Consider the following 17,541-nt stretch of genomic DNA (forward strand, 5'->3'; position numbering starts at 1 on the left):
TAATGGTTCAGGACGCCTGATCGCCTGCTGAATGGATGCCTCATGACGACACCATCCCAACTCGACGCACGCACCGCACGCTTACTGCCGTGGATCATCGCCATCGCGTTCTTCATGCAGACGCTCGATGGCACCATTCTCAACACCGCCCTGCCGACCATGGCCCGTGACCTTGGCGAGGACCCGCTGCGCATGCAGTCGGTGGTGATCGCCTACATGCTCACCGTGGCCCTGCTGATCCCGGCCTCCGGCTGGATTGCCGACCGTTTCGGTACGCGGCGCGTGTTCTACAGTGCCATCGCCCTGTTCAGCCTCGGCTCGCTGCTCTGCGCACTGTCCTGGTCACTGCCCATGCTGGTAGCGGCGCGCATCGTCCAGGGCATCGGCGGCGCGCTGATGATGCCGGTCGGCCGCCTGGTGGTGCTACGCGCCTACCCGCGCACCGAACTGGTACGCATCATGAGCTTCATCACCCTGCCCGGCCTGCTCGGCCCGCTGACCGGGCCGGCGCTGGGCGGCTGGCTGGTGGAGGCGGCCAGCTGGCACTGGATCTTCCTCATCAACATCCCCGTCGGCCTGCTCGGCGTGTGGGCCGCGCGGCGCTTCATGCCGGACATGCGCGGACCGTTGCAGAGCCGCTTCGACGGCATAGGCTTCATCCTCTTCGCCGGCGCCATCGCCCTGGTGTCGATCGCCCTCGAGGCCCTGGCGGCGCACGACCTGTCGGCCCTGCGCATCACCGTGATGCTGGTGGCCGGCCTCGGCCTGCTGGCCGTCTACTGGCTGCGCGCGGCACGCGTACCGCACCCCCTGTTCTCGCCCAGCCTGTTCTCTACTCCCACCTTCGCCGCCGGCATTCTCGGCAATCTGTTCGCCCGCCTGGGAAGCGGCGCCCTGCCGTTTCTCACCCCGCTGCTGCTGCAACTGGCACTGGGCTATTCGCCGGCCCAGGCAGGCATGAGCATGATCCCGCTGGCGCTCGGCGCGATGGCAGCCAAACCACTGGCCAAGCCGCTGATCGACCGCTTCGGCTACCGCCGCGTGCTGACCATCAACACGCTTCTACTCGGCAGCCTGATCGCCAGCATGGCCATGGTCGGAACCGAGACCTCGACCGTGCAACTCGTCGTGCAGCTGGGCCTGATCGGCGTGATCAACTCGCTGCAGTTCGCGGCGATGAACACCGTGACCCTGATCGACCTGGACAACACCGAGGCCAGCAGCGGCAACAGCCTGCTCTCGGTGGTGGTGCAGTTGGCGATGAGTCTCGGCGTGGCCACCGCCGCGGCGCTGCTCAGCGGTTTCAGCGGCGAGTTCGAGGCGGTGCACAGCGCCTTCCAGGCCACCTACCTGTGCGTGGGCCTGCTGTCGATGCTGGCAGCGGCGATCTTCCTTCAGCTCGACCCGCTCGATGGTCGGCGCGCGCGGCCGGTCGAGCCGCCACCGGAGGACTAGCGCGCACTGCTACACTAGCGGCCAATTCGTCTTCAGGTCCGCCCTTGTGAGTAGCCACGCCTTTTCCACCCTGCCCCTGTCCGCCGCCATGCAGGCCAACCTCGCCGCCATCGGTTACAGCGAGATGACACCGATCCAGGCCGCCAGCCTGCCGCTGATCCTCCAGGGGCGCGACCTGATCGCCCAGGCCAAGACCGGCAGCGGCAAGACCGCCGCCTTCGGCATCGGCCTGCTGCACCCGCTCAACCCGCGCTATTTCGGCTGCCAGGCGCTGGTGCTGTGCCCGACCCGCGAGCTGGCCGACCAGGTAGCCAAGGAGCTGCGCCGCCTGGCCCGCGCCGCGGACAACATCAAGGTGCTCACCCTCTGCGGTGGCGTGCCCTTCGGCCCGCAGATCGGCTCGCTGGAGCATGGTGCGCATGTCATCGTCGGTACGCCTGGCCGGGTGCAGGAGCACCTGCGCAAGGGCACGCTGAAGGTCGACGGGCTCAATACCCTGGTGCTCGACGAGGCCGACCGCATGCTCGACATGGGCTTCGTCGACAGCATCAGCGAGATCATCGAACAGACCCCCGCGCGCCGGCAGACCCTGCTGTTCTCCGCCACCTATCCGGCCGGCATCGAGCAACTCGCCGCGCGCTTTTTGCGCACGCCCGAGCGGATCGAGGTCGAGGCTCTGCACGACAACGACCAGATCGAACAGCGTTTCTACGAAATCGCCCCGAGTCAGCGCATGCAGGCGGTCAGCACTCTGCTGCGGCATTTCCGCAAGCAGCCGGTGGTGGCCTTCTGCGCCACCCGCCAGCAGTGTGACGAGCTGGCAGCACAACTGGAAGCCGAGAAGATTTCCGCCGCGGCGCTGCACGGCGATCTGGAACAGCGCGAGCGCGACCAGATTCTTGCCCTGTTCGCCAACCGCAGCCTCAGCGTACTGGTCGCCACCGACGTCGCCGCTCGCGGCCTGGATATCGCCGGGCTGGAGATGGTGATCAACGTCGAGCTGTCGCGCGATGCCGAAGTGCATATCCACCGCATCGGCCGCAGTGGCCGCGCCGGTGACAAAGGCCTGGCGCTGAGCCTGGTGGCACCGGCGGAAGCCAGCCGCGCCCAGGCCATCGAAGCGCTGCAGGGCAGAGAACTTGCCTGGTATCCGCTGCCCGCGGCCAAGGCCGCTGGCGAACCGCTGCTGCCACCGATGCACACCCTGTGCATCGGCGCCGGACGCAAGGAAAAGCTGCGCCCCGGCGACATCCTCGGCGCCCTGACAGGTGATGCCGGCATCCCGGGTGACCAGGTCGGCAAGATCGCCCTGTTCGATTACCAGGCCCTGGTCGCCGTGCAGCGTGATGTGGCGCGCCAGGCTCTGAAACGCCTGAGCGAAGGCAAGATTAAGGGCAGAACGCTGCGTGTGCGGCTATTGTAAGAGCCGCCTCGTGATCGACCGCACTCGCTCTAGCTCGCAAGATCGCGAACGGCCTCCTAGGCTGATATAAAGGATCAAACGGCCTGGGCCGGAGTTACCCATGCGCAATATCCTGGTCATCGAAGACAGCCCTCTGGTCCTGAAGATCCTCGAGCATCTGTTCCGCCAGGAAAACGATCTGGAGCCGATCTTCTGCGCCTCGCTGGCCGAGGCCGAGGTCATGCTGGAGACCTCCGCTTCGCTGTTCTTCGCCGCCATCGTCGACCTGCACCTGCCGGACGCACCGGACGGCGAAAGCGTCGATCTGGTGATGCGCTATCACCTGCCCTGCATCGTGCTCAGCGGCAGCTACAACGAACAGCGCCGCGACGACCTGCTGATGAAGGGCGTGGTCGATTACGTGCTCAAGGAAAGCCAGCACTCCTACGAGTACGCCTTTCGCCTGCTGCATCGCCTCGATCACAACAGCCAGATCAAGATCCTCGTCGCCGACGACTCCGCGGCACAGCGCCATTACATCCGCCACATTCTCGAAGCGCACCACTACCAGATCATCGAAGCCGCCGATGGCAGGGCAACCCTGCGCCAGCTGAACGAGCACCCCGATATCGACCTGCTGGTGCTCGACCATGCCATGCCCGGCGTCAGTGGCTTCGACCTGGTCAAGCTGCTGCGCCAGAAGCTGCGCCTCAACGACCTGATCATCGTTGGCGTTTCCGCCGACCCCAAAGGCTCGCTCAGCGCCCAGTTCATCAAGCATGGCGCCGACGATTTCCTGCGCAAGCCGTTCTGCCCGGAAGAACTCAACTGCCGGGTGATGTCGACCCTGGAGCGTCGCGACCTGATGCGGGCGCTGAAGAAAGCGGCGCAGTTCGACGCCCTGACCGGCCTGAACAACCGCCGGGCCTTCTACGAGCAGGGCATGCAACTGCTGCAGCAGGCACAACGGGAAAACCGTGAGGTCAGCGTGGCGATGCTCGATCTCGACCATTTCAAGCAGATCAACGACGGTTTCGGCCATGCCAGCGGCGACAGCGCTCTGGTGGTATTTGCACGGGCGCTGAGCAATGCCCTGCCCGACATGTTGCTGGGGCGCCTGGGCGGCGAGGAGTTCGCCCTGCTTACCCTGCACGGCGCCGAGCATGTGGCACAGGCGCTGGATGGGTTGCGCCGCCAGTGCGCCGGGCTGCATTACGCCGCCGGCGCCCCGCCGCTGTCATTCAGCGCCGGGCTCTATCAAGGTGAACCGGAAGATCTGGAGAGCCTGCTGCATGAGGCCGACATTCGCCTGTATCGCGCCAAGCAACAGGGCCGAGCGCGTACTGTCGTGGCCTGATCAGGGCGTATGCCGCTGCAGCGTCGCGGCGTAGCTGCCATCGGCATTCATCGACTGAATCGCTGCATCGAAGCGCCTGGCGATCTCGTAATAATAGGGATGGCTGCGGCGCACCAGGATATGCAGTCCGTTCTCGCTCAGTGGTAACGGCAGAAACTCCAGCTCATTGCGCAGGCAGCTCAACTCGCCCGCGAGCACATGCTGCGCCACCAGCTCGTCCTCCAGCGCAAGCTGCACTCGCCCGGCGTGCAGCATGCGTGCGGCACTGCCGAAGTTGCCGACACCAATCTTGAACAGACGCGGATCGCTGTCGAACGCCTTGGAATAGGCGTATCCCCTGACCACCGCGATGCTGTACGGGTAGAGATCGGCCAGCTGGGCAAAGTGAATATTGCTTCCCTTGCGCTGCATCAGACGGATGCGATTGACCAGATAAGGCTGGGAGAAATAGCCATATTCGGCGCGATCGGCACTGTACCAGGCGTTGATCAGTACATCGTAATCACCTCGTTTCAGCCCGCGTACCGCCCGCTCCCAGGGCACTTCCGCGTAGCGGGTGCTGTAACCTGCACGCTTGAGCGCCTGCTCGACCAGATCACTGGCCAGGCCCTTGCCGGGAAGCGTCTCATCGGTGAACGGCGGCCAGGGGTCGGCCACCAGGCGCAGCAGCTCGGCCGAAGCCAGCGCTGGCGACAGCAGGAGAAATAATAGCCAGGCGCGCATTGCAGGCATTGATGACGTCCGTCCGAAATGAACGCTCTAGTGATAGCAGGCATAACGCCATACGTCACTGTCTCAAATCTGATACAGCCAACTGCGCGCAGGCAGAACCGCTGGAGCAGAACCGCTTCGGGTAAACTCCGCGGCTTTGACGAGCCCTTCTGCGGCAGCGATCCATCCGAGGAAATCCCGTGTTGCAAACCGACGTACTGATCATCGGCGCAGGCGCCGCCGGCCTGATGTGCGCGGCCACAGCTGCCGCGCGTGGCCGCCGCGTGCTGGTGCTCGATCACGCCAACAAGGCCGGCAAGAAGATCCTCATGTCCGGTGGCGGCCGCTGCAATTTCACCAATCTGTACTGCGAAGCCGCCAACTTCCTCTCCGGCAATCCGCATTTCTGCAAGTCCGCCCTGGCGCGCTTCACCCAGTGGGATTTCATCGGACTGGTGAGCAAACATGGCGTGCCCTATCACGAGAAGAAGCTCGGCCAGCTGTTCTGCGACAACAAGTCCAGCGACATCCTCGAACTGCTGCTGGCCGAATGTGCCGAGGTGGGCGCGGAGATTCGCCTGAACACGGCGGTGCACGGCATCGAGAAAGTCGAAGGCGGCTTTCACCTGAACAGCGACATCGGCGAGCTGGCCTGCCAGTCGCTGGTGATCGCCACCGGCGGACTGTCGATTCCCACCCTCGGAGCGACCGGCTTCGGTTATCAGGTGGCCAGGCAGTTCGGTCACGAACTGCTGCCGACCCGTGCCGGACTGGTGCCCTTCACCATCACCGATCCGCAGCTCAAGGCGCTGTGCACGGAGCTTTCCGGCACCTCGGTGGAGGATTGCCGGGTGAGCTGCAACGGCCAGAGCTTCGTCGAGAACATCCTGTTCACCCACCGAGGTCTTTCCGGTCCGGCGATCCTGCAGATTTCTTCGTACTGGCAGCCGGGCGACACGGTGCATATCGACCTGCTGCCGCATATCGACCTGCCCGAATGGCTGGCCACCCAGCAGCGCGAACGTGGCAACAGCGAACTCAAGACCCTGCTGGCCGAACTGTTCACCAAGAAGATGGCGACCCTGCTGGTCGACGCCTGGTTCGCCAACAAACCGCTGAAGCAGTACACCCCGGCGGAACTGAAGGCGATCGCCCAGCGCCTGTCCGACTGGCAACTGGTGCCGGCCGGCACCGAGGGCTACCGCACTGCCGAGGTGACCCTGGGCGGGGTGAACACCGACGAGGTGTCATCCAAGACCCTGGAGTCGCTCAAGGTGCCCGGACTGTACTTCGTCGGTGAGGTGCTGGATGTGACCGGCCACCTCGGCGGTTTCAATTTCCAGTGGGCCTGGGCGTCAGGCTATGCCGCCGCCCAGTACGTCTAGCCAGCTGTTGAAACGACCTGCTAGCTGCCCTGCCCGAACAGCAGCTTGCGTGCTTCGGCGGTCAGCAGCGCCTGCGGGTCGTTGTTGACCTGCTCCACCAGCGCGTAGGCACGCTGCACGGCCGGGCGGGCATCGATGCGTTCGAGCCAGGCCGCCATGTTGGGGAAGTCCTCCAGCTTCTGCTGCTGCATCTTCCACAGCTTGGCCCAGGGATAAATGGCCATGTCGGCGATAGAGTACTGGTCGGCAACATATTCGCGCCCGGCCAGCTGGCGATCCAGCACAGCGTAGAGCCGCGCGGTTTCCCTCACATAGCGGTCGATGGCGTAGGGAATCGGCTCCGGTGCGTAGCGCACGAAATGGTGATTCTGCCCCGCCATCGGGCCGACACCGCCCATCTGCCAGTACAGCCACTGCAGCACCGTGAAACGCGCACGTGTCTCGCGTGGCAGGAACTGCCCGCTCTTGTCGGCCAGGTACTCGAGGATTGCCCCGGATTCGAACAGGGCGAAGGGTTCACCGCCATCGGCCGGCACATGATCGACGATCGCGGGGATGCGGTTGTTCGGCGCGATCTTGAGAAACTCGGGAGCAAACTGCTCGCCCTTGCCGATATGCACCGGGACGATGCGGTACTCCAGTCCGGCCTCCTCGAGAAAGATGCTGATCTTGTGGCCATTGGGTGTGGTCCAGTAGTACAGGTCGATCATTTGCTTACCTCCATCGGGATCCTGACCCGTTTGACCGGGCCATGGGTGGATTCGTCAGCCTGCAGGATACGCGCGAACCAGGCGCTCAAGGCAGCTGCCCCGCAGCTGACTGTCGGCCGGCAGGTCGCCGCAGTTGCCAGGGGTCTGGTATTCGCCGCGCCTTCAGATCGGCCCGACTCCCGAAACTGGCGTGCAGCGGATGGAAGCTCCGGCCCGATCTGCGGCCCTCAGCCGTGCGTATCGCAGTCTTTTGCGATACCCAGCGGGCACCGCGTTCAGGTAGGCTGCCAGCATCTTTACCAGCCAGATTGCATATGCCCCGACCTCGCCTCCGCCAATCGCTGCGCCGCCTCTGGGCGCTGGACAAGTTCAGCGCCAGTCTGCGGGTATTCATCGCCCTGGCCGGAGCCCTCGCGCTGTGCTGGTGGCAGGGCTGGGTGCACGGGCTGATCCCGCTGTTTCTGGGCATCATCGCCAGCGCCCTGACCGAGACCGACGACAGCTGGCAGGGCCGCCTCGGTGCGGTGCTGGTGACGCTGGGCTGCTTCAGCGCCGCGGCCTACGCGGTGGAATTTCTCTTTCCCTATCCCTGGCTGTTCGTCGTCGCCCTGGCGCTGTCGGCGTTCTGCCTGACCCTGCTTGGCGCTCTTGGCGAACGCTTCGCCACCCTCGGCTCAGGCACGCTGATCCTCGCCGTGTACAGCATGATAGGCGTCGAACAGCGCGGCGGCGTCGCCGGTCTGTGGCTGGAGCCGCTACTGCTGGTGGCCGGCGCCGCCTGGTACGGTCTGCTGTCGGTGGTCTGGCATGGTCTGTTCGCCCATCAGCCGGTGCAGCAGAGCCTGGCCAGGCTGTTCCGCGAGCTGGGCAAGTACCTCAAGCTCAAGGCGGCACTGTTCGAACCGGTACGCCAGCTGGACGTCGAGCAGCGGCGCCTGGAGCTGGCCCAGCAGAACGGGCGCGTGGTGTCGGCGCTCAATGCGGCCAAGGAGATCATCCTGCACCGGGTCGGTAACGGGCGCCCGGGGCCGAAGGTCAATCGCTACCTGAAGCTGTACTTCCTCGCCCAGGACATTCACGAGCGCGCCAGCTCCTCTCACTACCCCTACAACGAACTGGCCGAAGCCTTCTTCCACAGCGACGTGCTGTTTCGCTGCCAGCGCCTGCTGCGTCTGCACGGTGAAGCCTGCGAACGGCTGGGCAGCGCCATCGAACTACGTCAGCCCTTCGAATATCGCGAGCTGTGCAGCCAGGCACTGGAAGACCTGCATGCCTCGCTCGACCATCTGCACCTGCAGAGCAACCCGGCCTGGCGCAGCCTGCTGCGCTCGCTCGGCGCGCTGGCCGGCAACCTCGCCAGCCTCGACCTGCTGCTGGGCAACGCCAGCAACCCCGACGCCCTGGCCGATGAGCAGGACAGCAGCCTGCTCGATCGCGAGCCGCATTCGCTGCGTGAAGTGGCCGAACGCATCGGCCAGCAGCTGACCCCCACCTCGCTGCTGTTTCGCCATGCCCTGCGTCTGTCCATCGCCTTGGCCGCCGGTTACGGCCTGCTGCATCTGATTCACCCGACCCAGGGTTACTGGATACTGCTGACCACCCTGTTCGTCTGCCAGCCGAACTATGGCGCCACACGCCTGAAGCTGGTGCAGCGCATCATCGGCACACTGTTCGGCCTGGGGCTGGGCTGGGCGCTGTTCGACCTGTTCCCCGATCCGCGCATTCAGGCGCTGTTCGCCGTGGTCGCCGGAGTCGCCTTCTTCGCCACGCGCAGTACGCGCTATACCCTGGCCACAACGGCGATCACCCTGCTGGTGCTGTTCTGCTTCAACCAGGTAGGCGATGGCTACGGTCTGTTCCTGCCACGCCTGATCGACACCCTGCTTGGCGGCCTGATCGCCGGCCTGGCGGTGTTCCTGATCCTGCCGGACTGGCAGGGCCGACGCCTGGGGCGCATGCTCGCCGGTACGCTGAGCTGCAACAGTGCCTACCTGCGCCAGATCATCGCCCAGTACGCGCGCGGCAAGCGTGATGACCTCGGCTACCGCCTGGCCCGGCGCAACGCGCACAACGCCGATGCAGCGCTGTCCACCACCCTCGGCAACATGCTGATGGAGCCCGGTCACTTCCGTAAGGACGCCGACCTCGGCTTTCGCTTCCTGGTGCTGTCGCACACCCTGCTCAGCTACCTCTCCGCGCTTGGCGCGCACCGTGGTGAACAGTTGCCTCAAACCGCCCAGGCACAGCTGCTGGAGCAGGCCGAAGTGCTGGCGGGCAGCCTCGATGAAATCGCCAGCGGTCTGCGCGGCGAGCAGCCGCTGGCCATTCACAGCGACGAGGAACAGGCCCTGGCACGGAGCCTGGAGCAGATCGCCGACGACGCCGACGAGCGCCAGCGTCTGGTACAGACGCAACTGGCGCTGATCTGCCGCCAGCTCGCCCCGCTGCGTACCCTGGCGGTTCACCTGCAGAGGGATCGCCACTAGCAGGCGCACGGAGCTTTCTGCCACTATCTGATCACGCCTATTTCCCAGGCCTTTCTCATGCTTGCCAACCGACACGTAGCCCCTGCCTATATGGCCTCGTTGCCGGCCCTGCTGTTGATGTGCTGCCTGCTTCTGGGCAGCCAGGTCTGCCACGCGGCCACGCAACTGGGTGATACCACCCCGGCACAGGACCTTTACGGGCTGGTGGATTTTCTCGCCGACCCTCAGGGCACGCTGAAGCTGGACGATGTTCGCGCCGCCAATGCGCCGTTTGAGCCCTCGCTCAAGCGCCGTGATCTGAGCTTCGGCTATGTGCCGGGCGTGATCTGGCTGCGCCTGGCCCTGCAGTCGGACGCCCGGCAGACGAGTACCTGGCGCCTGGAGCTGAACTACGCCTCGCTGGATGAAGTGCGCCTGTACGACATCGGCGCCGATGGCGTGCGCGAATCACGCAGCGGCGACACCGTGCCCTACGCCGAGCGCGCCGTCGGCCATCGCTACCCGGTATTCGAGATCACTCTGCAACCTGGCGAGCAGCGCACGCTGTATCTGCGCGTCGACTCGCAGGGCAGCATGACCCTCAGCGGCGCCCTGATGTCGCTGCGCGATTTCGAACAGCACAGCCAGAACGGCTATCTGGTGCACGCCATCTACTTCGGCGTACTGATCGCCCTGGGTCTGTACAACCTGCTGCTGTATCTCGCCCTGCGCGAGCGCCCCTTCCTCAACTACGTGCTGTTCATGTGCGCCTTCGGCCTCAGCGTGCTGTCGCTCAACGGCTTTGGCGCACAGTACCTGTGGTCCGATGCACCCTGGAGCAACCGCATGCTGCCGGTCAGCCTGACCTCGGCGGCATTACTGTCGGTAATCTTCGCCCGCAGCTTTCTCGACACCCGCCAATGGCTGCCGCGCTGGGACAAGGTGCTGCTGATGCTGTGCGTGATCATCGGCATTGCCATATCGGCCACGCTGTTGCTGCCTGTACAGCGTGCGCTACAGCTGATGTCGCTGAGCGGCCTGATCGCCACTCTCACGCTGCTGGTGACCAGCTTCGTCTGTGTCGGCTACCGGGTGCCCGGTGCGCGCCTGTTCGCCCTGGCCTGGCTGATGCTGCTGACGGGCGCCGTGCTGCTGGCGCTGCGCAACTTCGCTCTGATTCCATCGAACTTCCTCACCCTGTACGCCATGCAGATCGGCTCGGGGCTGGAGATGATCCTGCTGTCCTTCGCCCTGGCGGCGCGCTTCAACGAACTCAAGCGCCAGCGTGAGGCCGCGCTGCAGCTCAATGAGCAGATCCTCGCCAAGCGGGTCACCGAACGCACCCTGGCACTGGAACAGGCCAATCAGCGCCTCAGCGAACTGGCGCTGCAGGACCCGCTGACCGGCCTGGCCAATCGCACCGCACTGCAGCAGCATCTCGATCAGGCACTGGCGCGCTGTCTGCGCCGCGGCGAACTGCTCGCGGTGATGCTGATCGACCTCGATGGCTTCAAGCCGATCAATGATCAGCATGGCCACGGCTTTGGCGACAAGGTACTGGCCGAAATCGCCGGACGCCTGCGCCAGTACATTCGCGATGCCGACCTGCCGGCGCGTCTGGGCGGCGACGAATTCGTGGTGATCTGCGAGAACGTACAGTCGGCCGAGGATGCCCAGGACATGGCCAAGCGCCTGCTGGAAGGGCTGGACACGCCCATGTATCTGGAAGATCGCGCCGTGCGCGTCGGCGCCAGCATCGGCATCGCCCTGACCCGCGGCGACGACGACGCGACCACGATGCTTCGTCTGGCAGACGCGGCCATGTACCGCGCCAAGGCCGATGGCCGTAACCGCTTACAACTGGCCGCCCTGCCCGTTTGAAGATGGGCATCGCCCATCCCCTTCTGCGAACCGATAGCGCACCATGGACAAGAATCTGCTGCTGCAAGACGTGCTCACCCATTTGCAGGCCGACCTCGAGCAGGCCCGCCTCGCCGCCCTTACCGCCCACGAAGCTGCCACTCACGAAGAGAATGTCGCCGAGAACAAGTACGACACCCTCGGTCTGGAAGCCGCCTATCTGGCCAGCGGGCAGGCACGCCGGGTCGAAGAGCTGCGCCAGACTCTGATCACCTGGCGCCAGCTGCGGCCGCGCTCATTCGACGAAGCGCAGGGCATCGAACTGGGCGCGCTGATTCTGCTGGCCGGCGAAGACGGTCATGAGCAGTGGCTGTTTCTCGGCCCGCAGGGCGCCAGCATGAAACTGCAGCATGGCGGACAGGCCATCCAGGTACTGGGCAATACGGCGCCGCTGGGTCGCCTGCTGCTCGGCAAGCGCCCCGGCGACGAAATCACTCTGCCGGTGGGCCAGCGCCTGCAGGTCTTCGAGGTGCTGGCAGTCGCCTGAACGGAACTATCTGAGCTAGGGTTGGGTAATAACGATGAACCTCACGTTTGGAGAACCCACCATGGAAAAGCCCGTTCACAGCCTGCCCGCGCTGTTCAAGCAACTCGGTTTGCCCGACGACGCCGCCAGCATTAATGCCTTCATCAGCACCCATTCGCCGCTGCCAGCCGAGTGCTCGCTCGCCGAAGCCCCGTTCTGGACGCCGGCGCAGGCCGCGCTGCTGCGTGAGGAAATTCTCGAAGACGCCGACTGGGCAACAGTGGTCGACCAGCTCAACGTGCGCCTGCACGGCTGAGCAGGCATGACACAGCCGCTCAACCGGCTGCCGTCATCTCGCGCCAGGTCAGGTACATGCGCAGGTCGAACTCGATCTGCGCGTAGCCCGGCAGCATATGGTCGCAAAGCTTGTAGAAGGCCTTGTTGTGCTCGGCCTCCTTCAGGTGAGCCAGCTCGTGCACCACGATCATCTGCAGAAAGACCGGCGCGGCGTCGCGAAACAGCGAGGCGACGCGAATCTCCTTCTTGGCCTTGAGCTTGCCGCCCTGCACCCGCGAGATCGCCGTGTGCAGCCCCAGGGCACGATGGGTAAGGTCGAGGCGATTGTCGTAAAGCACCTTGTCGATGGCCGGTGCGTTCTTCAGGTGTTCCTGTTTCAGGGCCATCACATAGCCGTAGAGAGCCTTGTCGCTCTGCACTTCGTGTCGCCCCGGATAGCGCTGCGCCAGGTAGTCGCCCAGCCGGTCATCGGCTATCAGTTGGCGGACCTGCTGCTGCAAGGCCACCGGATAACCCTGTAGATATTTCAACGGTGCGATCCCACGTTCATCAGGGCCGTCAGTGTAACGGATGGCGCATCACTCGCCCGGCAGCACACGCAGCAGTCGCCCCTGCGGATTGTCGGTGAGCAAATAGAGCGCACCGTCCGGCCCACTGCGAACATCACGGATGCGCTCTTCCAGCTCTTCGAAGAGCACCTCTTCACCGGCCAGCATGCCATCGTGCACACGGATGCGGCGAACGCTGCGCTCGGCCAGGGTGGCAACGAACAGGTCGCCCTGCCAGTCCGGAAACAGCTCACCGCGATACAGCGTGAGGCTCGAAGGTGCCACCGAGGGCGTCCAGTGCAGCAGCGGTGCGGTCAGCCCGGGCAGCTCGGTATAGGGACTGATCCGGGCACCGGTGTAGTCGACACCGAAGGTCGCCAGCGGCCAGCCGTAGTTCCTGCCGGCCTCGATCAGGTTGAGTTCGTCACCGCCGCGCGGGCCGTGCTCGTGGCTGTACAGGCGATCATGCTCAGCATCGAAGAAGATCCCCTGCACGTTACGGTGACCCAGGCTGTAGATCTCCGGCGCCGCGCCTTCCTGCCCCACCAGTGGATTGTCCTGCGGCACGCTGCCGTCGCGGTTCAGGCGCACGATCTTGCCCAGGTGACTGGCCGGGTTCTGCGCCTCTTCGCGCCAGTCGAAGCCATCGCCCAGGGTCAGCACCAGCGTCTTGTCGGCCAGGAAGGCGATACGCCCACCGTAATGCGCAGCGCCGGCCTTCAACGGCTGGGCGGTGAACAGCACTTCGAAGTCGTGCAGTTCGCCGTCCACCAGCCGGGCACGGGCCAGGCGCGTGTTGTTGGCCTCCGGCGAGCCGTATGCGTAGGTCAGATACAGCCAGCGGTTATCACCGTAATCCGGGTCGAGCGCCACTTCCATCAGGCCGGCCTGGGCAGCGATGAAAGCCTCGGGCAGACCCGCAACGGGCTCCGGGTCGACACTGCCATCGGCTTCGATGATGCGCAGGCGCCCGACGCGCTCGGTGACCAGCAGGCGGCCATCCGGCAGGAAGGCCAGCGCCCAGGGGTTCTCCAGACCTTCGCTGAAGGTTTCGATACGGTAATCCAGCGCCAGCAAAGGCGTACTGACCAGCAGGACGCCGAGCGATAGTGCGCGAGTACTTCTCAACATGGGCAACAGCCTTGTCACAGAGAGTCGGAGGAGGTCGGCTGCGTCCGATAGCGCACGCGCCGACCGAGCAGGCCGAACAGCAGCGCACCGACGCTGCCACAGGCCATCAGTCCCAGCGTGCCCACGGCACTGCGATCGGCGGCGATCAGCGTCGGCATCGGAGCTGCGGCATTGGCCAGCGCCAGTACCGACCAGATGGCCATGGCGCCCGCCACAACGAAGATCATCCAGCGCAGCATCGGCATGCGCCGGGCGCACCAGTTGGCCAATGGCAGGGCGACGACAAAGCCCAGCGCACAGAGCAGGGTGAAGATCGGCGCAAAACCGAGCAGGTCGAGGCAGGTGGTAGCCACGCGCACATCCAACGGCACAGGCGCGCCGAGAGCCTGCAGGGCGGCGAGATTGGTCTGGGTCTGAAAGATCGAGGCGAGCAGCGAGGCCAGCAACACGGCGAGGGCGAAAGCGAGCAACAGGCGCGGCTTGCTGGACATGGATCACGGATTCCCGGAACGATAGTGCCCGGATTATGGCCCACCCCACCGGCGGTTATGCCCCTGGTGTTTTACAGGGTTTTACCTGCGGGCGGCGACCATGTTCCGAGCCTCAGCCAGATGCCCTCGACCACGGTCCGAACGCCGGGCATGAGAAAGCCGCGAGAGCTTGCGCTGTCGCGGCTTTCGGCTGAACGATGCGGGCGTGGCCCGCGTCGAATCAGTTGACCTTGGCGGCCAGCTCGCCGCTGGCGTAACGCTTGTACATGTTCTCCAGGGAGATCGGCTTGATCTTGGAGGCGTTGCCGGCGGTGCCGAAGGCTTCGTAACGGGCGATGCAGATGTCACGCATGGCGTCGATGGTCTTGGCGAAGAACTTGCGCGGGTCGAACTCGCTCGGGTGCTCGGCCATCATGCGGCGGATGGCACCGGTGGAGGCCAGACGCAGGTCGGTGTCGATGTTGACCTTGCGCACGCCGTGCTTGATGCCTTCAACGATCTCCTCGACCGGCACACCGTAGGTTTCCTTGATGTCGCCGCCGAATTCGTTGATCACCTTCAGCCATTCCTGCGGAACGGACGAGGAGCCGTGCATCACCAGGTGGGTGTTGGGAATGCGCGCGTGGATTTCCTTGATGCGCTGGATCGACAGCACGTCGCCGGTTGGCGGCTTGGTGAACTTGTAGGCGCCGTGGCTGGTGCCGATGGCGATGGCCAGGGCATCGACCTGGGTGCGCTTGACGAAGTCGGCAGCCTCTTCCGGGTCGGTCAGCAGCTGGCTGTGATCCAGCACGCCCTCGGCGCCGACGCCATCTTCCTCACCGGCCATGCCGGTTTCCAGGCTGCCCAGGCAACCCAGCTCGCCTTCCACGGACACGCCGCAGGCATGGGCGAAGGCCACGGTCTGCTGGGTCACGCGGACGTTGTAGTCGTAGTCGGCCGGGGTCTTGCCGTCTTCCTTCAGCGAGCCGTCCATCATCACCGAGGAGAAACCCAGCTGGATGGAGCGCTGGCACACGTCGGGGCTGGTGCCGTGGTCCTGGTGCATGCACACCGGGATATGCGGGAATTCCTCGATGGCGGCCAGGATCAGGTGGCGCAGGAACGGCGCACCGGCGTACTTGCGGGCACCAGCGGAGGCCTGGACGATGACCGGCGAATCGGTCTTGTCGGCGGCTTCCATGATGGCGCGCATCTGCTCGAGGTTGTTGACGTTGAAGGCCGGCACGCCGTAGCCGAATTCGGCGGCGTGGTCGAGCATCTGGCGCATGCTGATAAGTGCCATGGTGTTTCTGTCTCCCGGTTTGGAGGTCGTTGATCGTGCAAGCCTGCCGCAGGGGCAGGCGTTGTTCAAGTTTCGTCGAGCTGGGACTGGGCCCGCGGCTCTCGTCTCGGCATCGCCGAGGGTGTTACCGCGCCTTGCAGCCGCGGCCGATCAGGTCATCGGTGGCCGTCCAGTAGACCAGGCCTTCCTCACCCTTGGTATGGAAGGACAGGCGCCCGTCGCTGTACAGCACACCGGACGCGGCCCGTTCCTGAGTGAGACGATAGACGATGTCGTCGCCACCCAGGCGTACATCCACCTGCTCGAAGCTGCCATCGGCGAAACGCCACTGGACTTCGGCCTGGCTGTCACAAACCCAGCGATTCCATTGCTCCGGCGCCGCCGGCTGACTGCTGCAGGCTGCCAGCAGCAGGGCGACGGCCACGAGCCCCGCCCGTCTGATTCCGCTCAATTGCCTCTCCTCGTCAGCAACGCTGTTCCGGCACCGGACCGGTAAGCTGGCCGGTGTTCTCTTCGACACGCTGATCATCCTGAGTGGTCGGGGTTTCGATCTGCGCAGGGCTGAATACCTCGCAGGCGGCTTCCCGACCACCGCCGGCGCAACCCGCCAGCAACATACCAATCACGCTCAATGCGGCTAACTTGTCCATGACACGACTCCTTGTACGATGATCCGGTTTTCTACAGACCACCCGTTCGCGTCAGGGTTTAATCAGCCGGGGCTCAGGGCAACTCCCTTCACCCTGGCTCGCCTTTACCTGGCGCGCTGCTCCAGCACTTCCACGGCCGGCAGTACCTTGCCCTCGACGAATTCGAGGAAGGCGCCGCCACCGGTGGAAATGTAGGAAATCTTCTCGGCCACGCCGTACTTGTCGATGGCCGCCAGGGTGTCGCCACCACCGGCGATGGAGAACGCCGGGCTCTCTGCGATGGCCTGGGCCAGCGCCTTGGTGCCGTTGCCGAACTGGTCGAACTCGAAGACGCCGACCGGACCGTTCCACAGGATGGTCTGCGACGCCTTGAGCATCTCGGCAAACTGCGCGGCAGTTTGCGGGCCGATGTCGAGGATCATGTCGTCCCCGGCCACGTCGCGCACCGACTTGACGGTGGCTTCGGCGTCTTCTGCGAAGGCCTTGGCCACCACCACATCCACCGGCAGCGGTACGCTGACCTTGGCCGCGATGGCCTTGGCGGTGTCGACCAGATCGGCTTCATACAGCGACTTGCCCACCGGCAGACCGGCCGCGGCGAGGAAGGTGTTGGCGATGCCGCCGCCGACGATCAGCGAGTCGCAGATATCGGCCAGCGAGTTGAGCACGTCCAGCTTGGTCGACACCTTGGAGCCGGCGACGATGGCCAGCATCGGTCGCGCCGGCTTGTCCAGCGCCTTGCCCAGCGCCTCCAGCTCGGCAGCCAGCAGCGGGCCGGCGCAGGCGACCTTGGCGAACTTGGCCACGCCGTGGGTCGAACCCTGGGCGCGGTGGGCGGTACCGAAGGCGTCCATCACGAACACGTCGCACAGCGCCGCGTACTGCTGCGCCAGCTCGTCGCTGTTCTTCTTCTCGCCCTTGTTGAAGCGCACGTTTTCCAGCAACACCAGCTCGCCGGCCTTGACCTCGACGCCGCCCAGGTAGTCCTTGACCAGCGGTACGTCGCGGCCGAGCGCCTTGCTCAGGTAGGCAGCGACCGGAGCCAGGCTGTCTTCCTCGCTGTAGACACCCTCTTCCGGACGCCCCAGGTGTGAGCAGACCAGCACCGCCGCGCCCTTTTCCAGGGCCAGCTTGATGGTCGGCAGCGAGGCGAGGATGCGCGCGTCGCTCTTGACCACGCCATCCTTCACCGGGACGTTGAGGTCTTCGCGGATCAGCACGCGCTTACCGGCGAGGTCGAGGTCGGTCATCTTCAGAACGGTCATAGA

Annotated in this window: 17 protein-coding genes; 8 read left to right on the forward strand and 9 right to left on the reverse strand. The window is 65.0% G+C overall.

The window, feature by feature from the left end; all coding sequences use genetic code 11:
- Positions 1–42: 42 nt before the first annotated feature.
- From mdtD to OEG79_RS18900, 3 genes are all read left to right on the forward strand, one after another.
- Complete coding sequence (mdtD, locus tag OEG79_RS18890; protein WP_264146476.1) at positions 43–1,455, forward strand: multidrug transporter subunit MdtD; 1,413 nt, start codon at positions 43–45, stop codon at positions 1,453–1,455.
- A gap of 46 nt (positions 1,456–1,501) precedes the next feature.
- Positions 1,502–2,878: an ATP-dependent RNA helicase DbpA gene (gene dbpA / locus OEG79_RS18895; RefSeq protein ID WP_264146477.1), complete on the forward strand. Its 1,377-nt coding sequence runs from the start codon at positions 1,502–1,504 to the stop codon at positions 2,876–2,878.
- Between the two features lie 100 nt (positions 2,879–2,978).
- Positions 2,979–4,214, forward strand: a complete 1,236-nt coding sequence (locus tag OEG79_RS18900) for a diguanylate cyclase domain-containing protein (protein WP_264146478.1) — start codon at positions 2,979–2,981, stop codon at positions 4,212–4,214.
- Here the strand turns inward: OEG79_RS18900 and OEG79_RS18905 are convergent, their stop codons facing one another.
- Positions 4,215–4,946 carry a substrate-binding periplasmic protein gene (locus OEG79_RS18905; protein WP_264146479.1) on the reverse strand — a complete coding sequence of 244 codons (732 nt, stop codon included), beginning with the start codon at positions 4,944–4,946 and terminating at the stop codon, positions 4,215–4,217. It lies immediately after the preceding gene.
- Positions 4,947–5,125: 179 nt separating this feature from the next.
- Between OEG79_RS18905 and OEG79_RS18910 the strand changes: the two genes are divergently transcribed.
- Positions 5,126–6,310: an NAD(P)/FAD-dependent oxidoreductase gene (locus OEG79_RS18910; protein ID WP_264146480.1), complete on the forward strand. Its 1,185-nt coding sequence runs from the start codon at positions 5,126–5,128 to the stop codon at positions 6,308–6,310.
- A gap of 20 nt (positions 6,311–6,330) precedes the next feature.
- On the opposite strand, the gene OEG79_RS18915 is transcribed toward OEG79_RS18910, so the two are convergent.
- Complete coding sequence (locus OEG79_RS18915; RefSeq protein WP_264146481.1) at positions 6,331–7,020, reverse strand: glutathione S-transferase N-terminal domain-containing protein; 690 nt, start codon at positions 7,018–7,020, stop codon at positions 6,331–6,333.
- A 314-nt stretch (positions 7,021–7,334) separates the two neighbouring features.
- Between OEG79_RS18915 and yccS the strand changes: the two genes are divergently transcribed.
- The 4 genes from yccS (at position 7,335) to OEG79_RS18935 (ending at position 12,187) form a co-directional block, all read left to right on the forward strand.
- Positions 7,335–9,506: a YccS family putative transporter gene (gene yccS / locus OEG79_RS18920; protein WP_264146482.1), complete on the forward strand. Its 2,172-nt coding sequence runs from the start codon at positions 7,335–7,337 to the stop codon at positions 9,504–9,506.
- Between the two features lie 57 nt (positions 9,507–9,563).
- A complete protein-coding gene (locus tag OEG79_RS18925; RefSeq protein ID WP_264146483.1) occupies positions 9,564–11,366 on the forward strand; it encodes a diguanylate cyclase in 1,803 nt (600 codons plus the stop codon).
- A gap of 43 nt (positions 11,367–11,409) precedes the next feature.
- On the forward strand, positions 11,410–11,892 hold the full coding sequence (locus OEG79_RS18930) for a transcription elongation factor GreAB (protein WP_264146484.1): 483 nt from the start codon (positions 11,410–11,412) through the stop codon (positions 11,890–11,892).
- A 61-nt stretch (positions 11,893–11,953) separates the two neighbouring features.
- The gene (locus OEG79_RS18935; protein ID WP_264146485.1) at positions 11,954–12,187 is read left to right on the forward strand and encodes a DUF2789 domain-containing protein; all 234 of its coding nucleotides are present in this window, start codon (positions 11,954–11,956) and stop codon (positions 12,185–12,187) included.
- Between the two features lie 19 nt (positions 12,188–12,206).
- On the opposite strand, the gene OEG79_RS18940 is transcribed toward OEG79_RS18935, so the two are convergent.
- From OEG79_RS18940 to OEG79_RS18970, 7 genes are all read right to left on the reverse strand, one after another.
- Positions 12,207–12,707 carry a YgjP-like metallopeptidase domain-containing protein gene (locus tag OEG79_RS18940; RefSeq protein ID WP_264148748.1) on the reverse strand — a complete coding sequence of 167 codons (501 nt, stop codon included), beginning with the start codon at positions 12,705–12,707 and terminating at the stop codon, positions 12,207–12,209.
- 39 nt (positions 12,708–12,746) lie between these two features.
- Positions 12,747–13,847, reverse strand: a complete 1,101-nt coding sequence (locus OEG79_RS18945; protein ID WP_264146486.1) for a PQQ-dependent sugar dehydrogenase — start codon at positions 13,845–13,847, stop codon at positions 12,747–12,749.
- A 14-nt stretch (positions 13,848–13,861) separates the two neighbouring features.
- Positions 13,862–14,338: a hypothetical protein gene (locus OEG79_RS18950; protein WP_264146487.1), complete on the reverse strand. Its 477-nt coding sequence runs from the start codon at positions 14,336–14,338 to the stop codon at positions 13,862–13,864.
- A gap of 220 nt (positions 14,339–14,558) precedes the next feature.
- The gene (gene fba / locus OEG79_RS18955; RefSeq protein WP_264146488.1) at positions 14,559–15,623 is read right to left on the reverse strand and encodes a class II fructose-bisphosphate aldolase; all 1,065 of its coding nucleotides are present in this window, start codon (positions 15,621–15,623) and stop codon (positions 14,559–14,561) included.
- A gap of 124 nt (positions 15,624–15,747) precedes the next feature.
- Positions 15,748–16,074: an MliC family protein gene (locus OEG79_RS18960; RefSeq protein ID WP_264146489.1), complete on the reverse strand. Its 327-nt coding sequence runs from the start codon at positions 16,072–16,074 to the stop codon at positions 15,748–15,750.
- A 13-nt stretch (positions 16,075–16,087) separates the two neighbouring features.
- Positions 16,088–16,273, reverse strand: coding sequence for a hypothetical protein (locus tag OEG79_RS18965; protein WP_264146490.1), 186 nt, complete (start codon positions 16,271–16,273; stop codon positions 16,088–16,090).
- 104 nt (positions 16,274–16,377) lie between these two features.
- On the reverse strand, positions 16,378–17,538 hold the full coding sequence (locus tag OEG79_RS18970; protein WP_264146491.1) for a phosphoglycerate kinase: 1,161 nt from the start codon (positions 17,536–17,538) through the stop codon (positions 16,378–16,380).
- Between the last annotated feature and the right edge of the window lie 3 nt (positions 17,539–17,541).

Origin of the sequence: Pseudomonas sp. Z8(2022), assembly GCF_025837155.1 — a bacterium.
Lineage (GTDB): Bacteria > Pseudomonadota > Gammaproteobacteria > Pseudomonadales > Pseudomonadaceae > Aquipseudomonas.

Coding starts and splice junctions, on each gene's coding strand:
- OEG79_RS18915 (WP_264146481.1), bottom strand. CDS start 7,020: ATGATCGACCTGTACTACTGGACCACACCCAATGGCCACAAGATCAGC.
- fba (WP_264146488.1), bottom strand. CDS start 15,623: ATGGCACTTATCAGCATGCGCCAGATGCTCGACCACGCCGCCGAATTC.
- OEG79_RS18950 (WP_264146487.1), bottom strand. CDS start 14,338: ATGTCCAGCAAGCCGCGCCTGTTGCTCGCTTTCGCCCTCGCCGTGTTG.
- OEG79_RS18945 (WP_264146486.1), bottom strand. CDS start 13,847: ATGTTGAGAAGTACTCGCGCACTATCGCTCGGCGTCCTGCTGGTCAGT.
- OEG79_RS18900 (WP_264146478.1), top strand. CDS start 2,979: ATGCGCAATATCCTGGTCATCGAAGACAGCCCTCTGGTCCTGAAGATC.
- mdtD (WP_264146476.1), top strand. CDS start 43: ATGACGACACCATCCCAACTCGACGCACGCACCGCACGCTTACTGCCG.
- OEG79_RS18935 (WP_264146485.1), top strand. CDS start 11,954: ATGGAAAAGCCCGTTCACAGCCTGCCCGCGCTGTTCAAGCAACTCGGT.
- OEG79_RS18905 (WP_264146479.1), bottom strand. CDS start 4,946: ATGCCTGCAATGCGCGCCTGGCTATTATTTCTCCTGCTGTCGCCAGCG.
- OEG79_RS18970 (WP_264146491.1), bottom strand. CDS start 17,538: ATGACCGTTCTGAAGATGACCGACCTCGACCTCGCCGGTAAGCGCGTG.
- yccS (WP_264146482.1), top strand. CDS start 7,335: ATGCCCCGACCTCGCCTCCGCCAATCGCTGCGCCGCCTCTGGGCGCTG.
- OEG79_RS18930 (WP_264146484.1), top strand. CDS start 11,410: ATGGACAAGAATCTGCTGCTGCAAGACGTGCTCACCCATTTGCAGGCC.
- OEG79_RS18965 (WP_264146490.1), bottom strand. CDS start 16,273: ATGGACAAGTTAGCCGCATTGAGCGTGATTGGTATGTTGCTGGCGGGT.
- OEG79_RS18925 (WP_264146483.1), top strand. CDS start 9,564: ATGCTTGCCAACCGACACGTAGCCCCTGCCTATATGGCCTCGTTGCCG.